Below are 11,776 nucleotides of genomic sequence, written 5' to 3' on the forward strand. Positions count from 1 at the left end.
AATGCCAATAAATATTCCCAGCGGCAATGATTGACTATAACTCATATATAATCAATAGCTTAAAATTTAAATTAAATATTTAATCAATAAAAAAGCCTATCAAAATGATAGGCTTTTTCTCAATATGATAATGATCTTATGAAATTTTGTATTCTTCGATTTTGCGGTAAAGTGTGGCGATGCCAATTTCCAGCAATCGAGCTGCTTCTGCTTTATTTCCTTTGGTGTAATTTAAAGTTTTCTGGATTTGAATTTTCTCTGCACTGGCAAGCGAGAACGCCGACAGATTTTTGTTATCGGAAATATTGGAATTTACATTTTGAAAATCAGACGGAAGTGAAATCAATTCCAACTCGGATTCATCGGTAAGGATCACGCTTCTTTCGATAACATTCCGAAGTTCGCGGATATTTCCTTTCCAAGGATGCTGCTTTAGAGCTTCAAGATAATCCTGGCTGATAGAATTAATCTTTTTTCCAGTCTTAATAGAAAATGTTTTCAGAAAGTAATGTGCCAATTCCTCAATATCAGAAACTCTTTCCCTAAGCGATGGCAGTGAAATATTAAAAATATTAATCCTGTAAAACAAATCTTCGCGGAAGTTTCCAGCTTCAATTTCTTTTTCAAGATCTCGGTTGGTGGCGGCGATAATTCTGACATTGATCTTGGTCACTTTGTTGTCGCCAACTTTCAGAAATTCTCCGGACTCCAGAACGCGAAGCAGTTTGGCTTGCAGATCGAGTGGCATCTCTCCTATCTCATCCAGGAAAACAGTTCCATTGTTAGCCTCGTCGAAAATCCCTTTGGAATCTTTGATGGCACCTGTAAAAGCACCGGCTTTGTGCCCGAACAATTCGTTTTCCAGTAATTCTTTGCTGAATGCGGAGCAGTTGATGGCTACAAAATTCTGTTTGCTCCGATTACTAGCATTATGGATAGCCTGTGAAAAAACTTCTTTTCCTGTGCCGGTTTCGCCAGTCAGGAGAACTGTAGCGTCCGTCACAGCTACTTTTTTTCCGGAATCAATCGCAAATTTTATCTGTTTCGATTTTCCGATTATCGTATCAAAAGAATATTTGTTTCCCAATTGTTTTTCCAATTGGAGGACACGTTTGTTCAGCGCAACTTTTTCGGTGGCTTTGTAAACTAACGGAATAATCTTGTTGTTATCATCGCCTTTTGTGATGTAATCAAAAGCGCCATTTTTTATGGCCTGCACGCCATCGGGAATATTTCCGAAAGCGGTCAGCAAGATGACTTCGACCGAAGGATATTTGTCTTTGACGAATTTTGAAAATTCGACGCCGCTGCCGTCCGGAAGTTTGACATCGCAGATTACGACATCAATTTCAGAAATCTCCAGTCTTTTTTTTCCGTTTCTGAGATCGGAAGCCTGAAAAACTTCAAAGCCTTCCAGACTGATAATTCGGGAAAGTAAAGTTCTGATCTTTTCTTCGTCGTCGATAATGAGAATTCTATTCACGCTTCGAAAATTAGATGCAAAGATAAATATTAATAGATTCGATTTTAGAATAAAAGTCTATATAAAAACAACGCCAACAGAAAACTGCTGGCGTTGTTGTGACCGCGAAGGGATTCGAACCCCCAACCCTCAGAGCCGAAATCTGATATTCTATCCAGTTGAACTACGCAGCCGTTTTATAAATTATAATCGATAAGTGATGAATGATCATTTATCGATTATCATCTATCAATTATGTTAGAACGTAATCTTCACGCCGCCTACGACCTGCGCTCCCAAAACTTTGTAGCCCAAGTAATTCTGATATTTGGCGCCTAGAAGATTATTTCCGAGTGCGAAAATACTGAAATTTTTGTGAAATTTGTACTCTGCCGACAAATTTAAATCTGCATAACCGCCAACTTTTACATCTCGATTCTCTGTCTGCATGTATTGACCAGGCACAAAATCGTTAGGCGTTACCAAGAAAGCATTTGAGGTTCTGTCGGTTACGAAATACCCTTTGAAACCAAGTGTCAGCTTCTTCTCTAACATCGTGTATTTTGCACCGAGATTTAATTGAACCAAAGGCTTATAATAAACTTCTTCTAGATCATCTAATTTGTATTTCATAAAATGCAAACCTGCATCAACAGTCAAATTTTCCATTGGAAATACTTGCAAATCACCTTTTACCTCCATCAAAGTTCCATTGTCGTAAATTGAACTAAATGTATTTGCATAATCAAATCCGGGTCTTTCGGCAGAAATCCTGTTATCAAACAAACCATTATTAATGAAAAACTGTGCGTTATTCACTTTGCTGAAACCTGCGTTCACATCGTATTTGAACATTTGGTTGATGTCTCCCTTCAAACCGAAATAGAAATGGTATTTGTTTTCAGTTGGTGTCAAAAGCAGATCCGAGATCAAAAATGGATTTTCTTCCAACAGATTTCCGTAAGTATTCAGCTTCAAACCGCCATCGATTCCTCCGTAGAATTTGAATTCATCTGCGGCCGCAACCAAAACTTCCGCTCTTGGGAACCAATAGAATTTGCTACCTTTATTTTCTCCCGTAAAATCAGATAATTTAGAATTTAGAAAACTAAAATCCGACCCAATCAACAAATAAGATTCGCCTTTATAGAAAGTGACTTTTGGTGACAAAGTGAAATTAAGTTGGTTGGAATTATTTTGATTCAACAATTCGAATTTAGAATTTACTGTTTCCAGATCGATTCCTAAATCACCATTTGCCGTTATCTGATCGTTGATTGCAAAATCGTGTTTTGACAAATTCAGTTCAACATCAGCATAACTTTCTTTCGCATTAAAATGATCGCTAAGAAAATACGATCTTACTTTTACATTGTTCAAAATCTCGTTGGAATAATGGTCGTACGAAGCATTAACACTAAACGTATTGACTTTTTGCTGTAGATCCAGATCAGAATTTTCAGGCGTAAAAGCGTAGATTCCGTAGTAATTGTAATTATTAAAACCATAATTCGCATCCAGATTGAACTTGCCTTTTTCCGCATAGATATTCGCAAAAGCGCCAATTTTTGCCTGACTGCTTTTGGAATCCCAATCGTAATCTTTCTTCAATCCAGTAGTTGACAAATAGTGAACGTCCGCTCCCACTTCCACATTCTCCTGAACTTTTCCAGAAATATTCGCATCTGCCAGGAACTTTCCATAATTCCCGTAACCCAATCTGAAATAATTAGACTGAAAATCATTGTTGAATTTCGGAGAGATATCTTCGCTTTGGATCTCGGTCGTTTTGAAGTCAGAAACCGGCGGAACATTCACAATATCGTATTTCAGATTGAGAGAATCTTCCTTCTTTTTATTTTCCGGCGGATAATTTTTCTCCTGGATCACAGACGTTTTCTTCTTCTCGATCTTCTTGACTTCAGGTTCACGTTTTCTGTTCAGGATCAGTTGCTCTTCTTTGATTTGAGCTCCGATTTCCGAAATTCCGAAAGTTCCTAAAAATGCCAGAACGGCGATATATTTCAGTTTGTTCATTTATTTTTTATTTTTTAAAATTTCATCAAAACTATTTCCCCAACCCTAAAGTGAGTAATTTTGATGAAATTTTTAAAGCAATTCTCCCATTAGGATCGGTGTGAAAATTGATTTAAAAATTTGTAACCTTTATCTTTACTTCTTGATTTGCGCTTTCACCTCTTTCGCTTCCGCCACAACTTCTGGGAAATCTCCATAATTATTGATGATTTCGTCCAAAGTGTAACTCGCTTGATAATTATCTTTCAAAGCCAAATAATTCTTTGCCATTATCACCAAAGCTTTTGCGCCCCAATATTCTTCCGAAGCGTAATTATTTGCCAATTTGAAAATCGTTTCGTTGGACGATTTGAAGGCTTTTCCTTTGTTTTGATAGAAAGCTTTTGCGTAAAGAGCTTCCGCCGCAACTTCTGTATTCGAGGATTTTTCCAAAGCTGTGTAAGCTGTTTGCGCCTCTTTATCTTTCGATTGTTGCATCAGACTTCTCGCTTTTATGACTTTCGCCTGTTCCAATGTGGCTGCAGAATTTTTAGAATTCGAGATCACGGCATTAGCGAATTTTTCCGCTTCAGCAAAGTTCTTTTCGTCCGCGTAGATTTTCATTAATTCAATCGAAGCGAAGTTTTTGATATTCACATTCGTGGAGTTGGCAACTTGTTCCAGATATTTTTTCGCATCCGAAATTTTGTCTTGAGAAATGTAGATCTGAGCCAATCGAACCTGCGCATCTTGCTGATAATCATTCTGGAAATCGGCTACATTTTGCAACGGCAACATCGCTTTGTCAATTTGTTTTAGCTGATAATAACTTTCGCCCAATTCATATTGAGATTTGAAGAGATTGTCGCCACTCGGACTTTGCTCCAGATATTTCTCGTAGTAAGTAACGGCTTTAGTATAATCCTTCTTAGCAAAACTTTCTTGCGCCAGATTGAAATTGATCTCATTGATCTCTGAAGTGTCAACTTTCACATTCAAAGTTTTAGCAAATTGTTCGTAACCTGCAACGTCGCCTTTTTTCACGAAAGCAGGTTTGGAAGCCAAAACGATTTTCTCTGCAAACGCTGTATTTTTATATTGATTTGCCAAAAGCTGGAACTCAGCAATCGCCTTATCCGTTTGGTCTTGGTCGATGTAATTCTGCGCTCGGTAGATCTGGGAATTGGCTACAAGATCTTTGTCCGGACTAGATTTAATAACTTTATCGAAGTATGAATTTGAATTATTGAAATCATCATTCTGCGCATAGGCCGTTCCGATTTCGTAGTTCGCATCATCAACATATTCAGAGTTTGGATACTTTGAGATCAAGGTTTTCAGCTCATTAATTTTCGCAACCGTATCGCCTTTAAAACCGAGAGCCAAAGATTTTTGATACAAAGTGTAATCACTGGCATTTTCGGTTTTGTTATAGATCTCTAAAGCTTCATTCAATTGATTGTTAGCATAATATGTATCAGCCAAACGCAATTCCGCATCTGCTTTGAATTCCTGTTTCGGGAACCTCAAATATTCCTTAAAATATTCCTGCGCCGTAGCAAAATCCTTAGCCTTGAAATAAGCATAACCTAAATCGTAGTCCAATTGCTCACGCTCTGGGAAACCTTCTGCCGTTTCGTTCTCGAGTTTGGTATAAGTCGCGATCGCTGATTTGTAATCACCTTTTTGATAGTAAGTTTGACCCAACCAATATTGCGCTTTCTTGTAAAATTCCTTGTTTAAATTAGATTGAAGACTTTGCTTGAAATATTTTTCAGCCACATCAAAATTCCCTTTGTTGAATTCCTCAGAACCCAAAAGATAGGAAACCTCCTGCTCTATTTTCTTGGTCTCGTTCGTTTTCTGGTCGAGCTTTCCGAGCGCATCCAAAGTCGCTTTGTAATCTCCGGAATACAGATAAGATTTAACCAAAAGCGATCTCATTTCCTGCGTTTTTGCACCGCTCGGATATTTGTCAATATATCTTTGAATTACTTTTGATGAATTTTCAAATGGATTTCCCAGTTCATAACTCAATTTCGCGTATTGTTCCAAAGCCAGTTGCTGAACTTTCGGGTCATAATTCATTTGTGAAGAATTACGATAGGCCGACAAAGCTTCCTGTTTTTTTCCGGTTTCCAAATACGCATTTCCCAATTGGTAATAGGCATTCTGCGCCAACGGAGAATTGCTGTTGATCAATTGGTTGTAATAGCCAACCGCTTCATCATTTTTCTTCAGCTGAGCGGACACAAATCCCATCTCATAAAGGTCAGATTCTGAAGGTGTTTGTTCCTTATCCAAAAATAATTTCAGATGTGGATAAGCTGACTGATAATCGCCTTTCATAAAATAACTTTCACCAACTATCTTATGAATTTCCGTATCGTAACTGGTTAATTTTCCATTATTAAGAAGTTCATTTCCTTCCGAGATCGCAAGGTCATAATTCTTTTGATTGTAGTACATCTGAACATAATAAGGCTTCACAAGATGCGCATATTCCTCATTATTTTTAATCTGGTCAAAATAGATGAAGGCATTATCATTCTGCTTGTCAGCGTAATACAAATGTCCTAGCATATAAGAAATCGCAGGTTTGCTGGTCTCGTCCGCCGATTTGAAAGATTCTTCCAAAGCCTCGATCGCGCCAGCAGAGTCGCCGGTCATAAACTTGGCGTAACCCAACTTCATAATATGTTGCGTGTTTTCCTCCTTGCTCAATTGGTATTGATTGACCTTCTGCAAAGTTTCCAACGCTTTCTCAAAATCTTTTTTCGCCAAATAATAATCCGCCAACGGTCCATTGGCCTGCGCAAAATATGCAGAATTCGGATATTCTTTCATAAAAGCGTTCAAGCCTTCTTCTGCATATTGTTGCTGAAGGATCACGCCAATCACATTGCTGAAAAACGCCGAAGCTTCTTTTCTGGAATTGCTGAGATTCTTGTTGTAGAAATATTGTTTGGAATATTCGTATTGCGAAGCGTTGTAGATTTTGGTCTGGTAGAGATTATCTGCCAAACCGAAATGATAATCTTCGTTCTTTGTAAAATATTGAGATTGTTGCGCCTCGGAAATCCCGTAAAGAGATAACATCGAAGCGATTATTATTTTTTTTGAATTCATCCGAAATATATTTTCTGGAAAACTGAGTCAAAGATTTGAATCTAGGACAAAGTTCGTTTCATTTTCAACGAAAATAGCGAAAAGATATTATTTAAGGGAATTTAATTGGGAATTAATTATAATTTTTAAATAATAAATCATTAAGAATTCAATACCGTAATTATTATTACAGTCATTAGACTAATTTGAACGAATTACAACTTTCGTTTAACAATTTTTTAACAAAATCATCAATTTTCATTACATTTGTTTCTTGCATAAAAATCTAACGCTTTGATAAACTCACTTTTCAGAAGAAAACATTATACAGAAAACTCCGACAAAGGCCAATTAAACAGAGTTCTTGGAACTTGGGACATTGTATTTTTCGGGATCGCAGCCATTATTGGCGCAGGAAGTTTCAGCAGTTTGGGAGAAGCCATTTTCCGCGGCGGACCGGGCGTTATCGTTCTTTATATGATCTGTGGTTTTGCCTGCGCTTTTACAGCTTTATGTTATGCAGAATTTGCCAGCCGAATCCCGACAGCAGGAAGCGCTTACACTTATGCTTATGCAAGTTTTGGAGAATTAATTGCGTGGGTTATTGGCTGGGCTTTGATTATGGAATATTCTTTTGGTAATATTTATGTTGCATTTTCGTGGTCAGATTATTTTACCAGTTTTATGGAGAGAATCGGCGTTCATATCCCCGATTATTTCACCTGCAGTTATTCGGAAGCTAAAAAAGCCGTTCTTAATAATTCATTAAATCCTGAATTGATCAACGCCTGGAAATCGGCTCCAGTGATTGGTGGTTTGAAGATTATTTTGGATATTCCGGCCTTGGTTATCAATGGATTGATCACTTGGCTTTGCTATCAGGGCATTAAGGAAAGTAAAAATTTCAATAACTTTTTTGTGATTCTTAAACTGTTTGTAATCCTTTTGGTGATCGCAGTCGGCGTAAGCTATGTGAATACAGGAAACTGGTTTCCGACAACTTCTACAGCGCCTTCTGGTTCTTTTATGCCGAATGGATTTGCGGGTGTAATGTCCGCTGTTTCCGGTGTTTTCTTCGCTTACATAGGTTTTGATGCGATCTCAGTTTTATCCGAAGAAACTAAAAATCCGCAACGTGATCTTCCACGTGGAATGCTGATTTCATTAGGTCTTTGCACCGTAATTTATATTGTCCTGACTTTGGTCTTGACAGGTTTGGTTGATTTCAGAAAATTTGATGGCATTGGAGATCCGTTATCGTTTGTTTTTGATAAATCCAATCTCAATATGCCGTGGATGGAATTCATTGTTTCATTAATAGCAATTGTCGCCATTACAACGGTACTTTTGGTTTTCCAAATGGGACAGCCGAGAATCTGGATGGCAATGTCACGTGATGGGCTTTTGCCAAAGAAATTCCAGGAAGTGCACGCCACCAAAAAGATTCCTTCTTTCGCAACTATTGTTACCGGAATTGTCGTTGGTGTTCCCATCTTATTTACAGACAAATCTTTCATTCTGGATTTTACAAGTATCGGGACGATCTTCGCATTCGTTTTAGTTTGCGGTGGTGTCTTGCTGCTTCCAAATAAAGAAAAAATCAAAGGCAGATTTCATTTGCCGTACATCAATGGAAAGATTATTTTTCCAATAATTTTCATTGGCGGACTGGTATTTTTCTATTTTTATCAGCCAGAATTTTTCCATCAGTTGACCAACATCAGTGATCCGAAAGATGGCGAATTCCGATTGGCAATTTTGGTTTTCATTGTTTTCAATCTCGCATTATGCGTTTTAACATTTATCAAAAATCTGTCATTAATTCCGTTGATTGGGCTGAGTTCCTGCCTGTATCTATTAACCGGAATGAGCCACGAAAATTGGTTTTGGTTTGGACTGTGGTTTGCTATCGGATTGGTAATTTATTTCCTTTATGGTTATAAAAACAGCAAACTGAATAAAGAATTTCACAACGCAAATTCTTAGATCAAATTAGTTTTTGACTTATCCTAATGAAAAACTTTCTTAAAAGTAATATCTCGCAAGAATCTCTGGCTCTTTTGCTGACCCAGGCGCCTATTGCATTGTCAATGTTGATGGGCGACGATTTTATCATTCAGGTCGCCAATCCTCAAATTCTTGAACTTTGGGGAAAACCGGCAAATATCATTGGCTCCAAACTGCTTGATGCTTTACCAGAAATCAAAGATCAGCCATTCATCGATTTTTTAAAAAATGTAAAAAAAACCGGAAACCCTTACAAGGGTTATAAACAGCTGGCTTACATTGTACGAAACGGTAAAACAGAGGAATGTTATTTTGACTTTATCTACGCTCCGATTTACAATGACGACGAAAGTGAAATCATCGGCGTGAGTGTAGTTGCTACCGAAACCACAGACCAGGTGTTGGCAGAAAGAAAAGTTGCAGAAACAGAATATAAATTCGAAACGTTGATCAAAGAAGCAGATTACGCAATTGGATTATATGCAGGGAAGGATCATATTATAGAAGTTGCAAACGACAAAATCCTTAATGCCTGGGGAAAAACAAACGCCGTTATCGGAAAAAAAATCAGAGAAGGAATTCCGGAGCTGGAAGGTCAGCCTTTTTTGCAAATCCTGAAAGATGTTTATGAAACGGGAGAAACCTATTCTGCATCTGAAGATAAAGTTTTGCTCGAAAAAAATGGAAAACTGGAAACTTTCTATTATAATTTCTCCTACAAACCGCTGAAAAATGAAAATGGCGAAGTTTATGCGATTCTCAATTTTGCGACAGATGTGACAGATCTTGTGCTGGCAAAAAAACAAGTTCAGGACAACGAAGACAAATATAAAAATCTCGCAGACAGTCTTCCAATCATTATATGGACAGCTGATAAAGACGGAAATATCGACTATTATAACAAAAAATGGTACGACTATACCGGTTTTGAAGGAATAATAGATGACAGAAAAAGTGCGTCTCAAAAAATCCTTCATCCCGATGATGTTGACAAAGCAATGAAAGTCTGGAAAACCAGTCAAAAAAATAAGACCGGTTACGAAATAGAATACCAATTCAAAGACAGAGAAAAAGAAAATGGCTACCGCTGGTTTCTTGGAAAAGCTGTTCCGATCAAAAACGATCAGGGCGAAGTGATACAATGGATTGGGACATGCACAGATATAGATGAGTTCAAACAGTTTCAGCAGCAGAAAGATAATTTCCTGGGCATAGCGAGCCACGAGCTGAAAACGCCGCTTACAAGTTTAAAACTCTATTCGCAGTTTCTGGAAAAAAATCTGAAAAAACAGGATGATCACAACAATGCTGTAGTTGCTCTGAAAATGGATGAGCAAATCAACAAGCTTAATAATCTTATAAACGATCTTTTGGATGTCACCAAGATTCAAAACGGAAAGATTCTTTTGAATACTTCTGAATTTAATTTTGATGCGCTCGTAAATGAAATTGTTGAAGAGCAGCAGATGAGCACAAATCACAGAATTTATCTTGAATCCGAATCCATTGGAAATATTTTGGGCGACAGAGACAGGATTTCTCAGGTGATGAGTAATCTCATTAATAACGCTATTAAATATTCTCCAAACTCGGATAAAATACAGATCAAAAGCAAATTATTAGAGAACAACAATATCCTTTTCTGCGTGAAAGACTATGGAATCGGAATTCCTGAAAATAAAAAAGACAGGGTATTTGAGCAGTATTACAGAGTCAGCGGCACAAAGGAACATACTTTTCCGGGACTCGGATTAGGTCTTTACATCTCTTCGGAAATTATAAAAAGAAGCGGTGGCAAGATTTTTGTGAACTCTGTCGAAGGCAAAGGGTCTGATTTTTGTTTCGAGATTCCTAGAGCTAAAACCCCTAATTAATATTTACTAAATTATACAAATGTCTAAAAAAATTATAGTCGTAGATGATAGTCCTGCCATTTTGGATTCGGTTAAATTAATGCTGAACATGGAAGGCTTTGAAGTTGATAATTACGAGAAAGGTTCTGAGATGTTCAACTCACTTACAATCTCCTCAAAACCGGACGTAATACTGATGGATATGTGGTTGTCCGGCGAAGATGGCCGCGATATATGCAAAATGATAAAAGCACACCAGGATTTTAAAAATATTCCTGTAGTCATAATGTCTGCAAGCAGAGGTTTGGGAGACACCGCCATAGAAAGCGGCGCAATCGATTTCATCCCAAAACCATTTGACTTGGGCGAAATTGTAGAAAAGATAAGATATTATTCTGAACAGGCAGGATAATCACAGAATAAAAAAGCAGTTTCGATATCTATCAAAACTGCTTTTTATTATTAATTAAATTCAAATTTAAAAATCGACAGTTCCGGGATTAAGACCCGAGAAACCTGTTTCTTCAAGTGTTTTCAAAGCTTTCATATCACTTTCTGAGATTTTGAATCTTTCAAAACGCAGGTTGTTTTTGATATTTTCAGGATTCTCAGATTTCGGCAAAACTACAACGCCGGATTGCAGACAAAACTGAATGCAGAGAATTGCCGGTGAAACCCCGTATTGATCTGCAATATCTTTCAAATCTTCATCTTTCAGCAATCTTCCGGAGCCAATCGGACTCCAGGCTTCAACTACAATTCCTTCTTCTCTGCAGAATTCTACAGTTTCCGGTTGTGTGTAGCCGGGATGAAACTCAATCTGATTGACGGCTGGAATTACTTCCGCTGTTTTCAAAAGTGCTTTGAGATGCGGAACTAGAAAATTACTTACACCAATCGACTTTACGACGCCGGATTTATACAATTCTTCCATTGCTTTCCACGTTTCTGCGTTGATGGATTTCCAGTTTTCGAATTGCTTTTCGTTAGCAGGCCAATGGATCAGGAGAAGATCAAGATAATCCGTTTTAAGTTTTTTGAGAGATTGCTCTACAGACTGCTTCACACCTATGGAATTTCTGTTGCTGTTCCAGATTTTTGTGGTGAGGTACAGCTCTTTTCTGTCAATTCCGAACGCCTCAATCGCCTCTCCAATTTCTGCTTCATTACCGTAAATATCCGCTGTATCAATATGTCGATAACCCGCTTCCAAAGCCGACTTTACAGTTTCCTGAACACCTTTTGCTGTTTGCCACGTTCCAAAACCAATTTCAGGAATTTCGTTTCCATTATTTAGAATCACTTGTTTCATTGTAATCTTATTTTAATT

7 protein-coding genes and 1 tRNA gene are annotated in these 11,776 nt (G+C 37.6%); 3 read left to right on the forward strand and 5 right to left on the reverse strand.

Annotated features, from left to right (window positions below; translation table 11 throughout):
* Positions 1-136: 136 nt before the first annotated feature.
* The 4 genes from LUD75_RS11740 to LUD75_RS11755 all read right to left on the reverse strand — a co-directional run bounded on the left by LUD75_RS11740 (position 137) and on the right by LUD75_RS11755 (position 6,607).
* Entirely contained in the window at positions 137-1,483 is a 1,347-nt protein-coding gene (locus LUD75_RS11740) for a sigma-54 dependent transcriptional regulator (protein WP_232705863.1), read from the reverse strand.
* 99 nt (positions 1,484-1,582) lie between these two features.
* Positions 1,583-1,656: transfer RNA gene (locus LUD75_RS11745), tRNA-Arg, on the reverse strand.
* Positions 1,657-1,720: 64 nt separating this feature from the next.
* Complete coding sequence (locus LUD75_RS11750) at positions 1,721-3,499, reverse strand: TonB-dependent receptor (protein ID WP_232705864.1); 1,779 nt, start codon at positions 3,497-3,499, stop codon at positions 1,721-1,723.
* 135 nt (positions 3,500-3,634) lie between these two features.
* A complete protein-coding gene (locus LUD75_RS11755; protein ID WP_232705865.1) occupies positions 3,635-6,607 on the reverse strand; it encodes a tetratricopeptide repeat protein in 2,973 nt (990 codons plus the stop codon).
* A 276-nt stretch (positions 6,608-6,883) separates the two neighbouring features.
* On the opposite strand from LUD75_RS11755, the gene LUD75_RS11760 reads away from it, so the two are divergent.
* The 3 genes from LUD75_RS11760 to LUD75_RS11770 are packed head-to-tail and all read left to right on the forward strand — an operon-like array spanning position 6,884 to position 10,858.
* Positions 6,884-8,572 (forward strand): amino acid permease, encoded by a 1,689-nt coding sequence (locus tag LUD75_RS11760; protein ID WP_232705949.1) that lies wholly within the window; start codon positions 6,884-6,886, stop codon positions 8,570-8,572.
* A 26-nt stretch (positions 8,573-8,598) separates the two neighbouring features.
* On the forward strand, positions 8,599-10,467 hold the full coding sequence (locus LUD75_RS11765) for an ATP-binding protein (RefSeq protein WP_232705866.1): 1,869 nt from the start codon (positions 8,599-8,601) through the stop codon (positions 10,465-10,467).
* 19 nt (positions 10,468-10,486) lie between these two features.
* Complete coding sequence (locus LUD75_RS11770) at positions 10,487-10,858, forward strand: response regulator (protein ID WP_232705867.1); 372 nt, start codon at positions 10,487-10,489, stop codon at positions 10,856-10,858.
* A gap of 66 nt (positions 10,859-10,924) precedes the next feature.
* On the opposite strand, the gene LUD75_RS11775 is transcribed toward LUD75_RS11770, so the two are convergent.
* Complete coding sequence (locus LUD75_RS11775; RefSeq protein WP_232705868.1) at positions 10,925-11,758, reverse strand: aldo/keto reductase; 834 nt, start codon at positions 11,756-11,758, stop codon at positions 10,925-10,927.
* Positions 11,759-11,776: the final 18 nt, after the last annotated feature.

This window comes from Epilithonimonas sp. JDS (assembly GCF_021261315.1).
GTDB lineage: Bacteria > Bacteroidota > Bacteroidia > Flavobacteriales > Weeksellaceae > Epilithonimonas.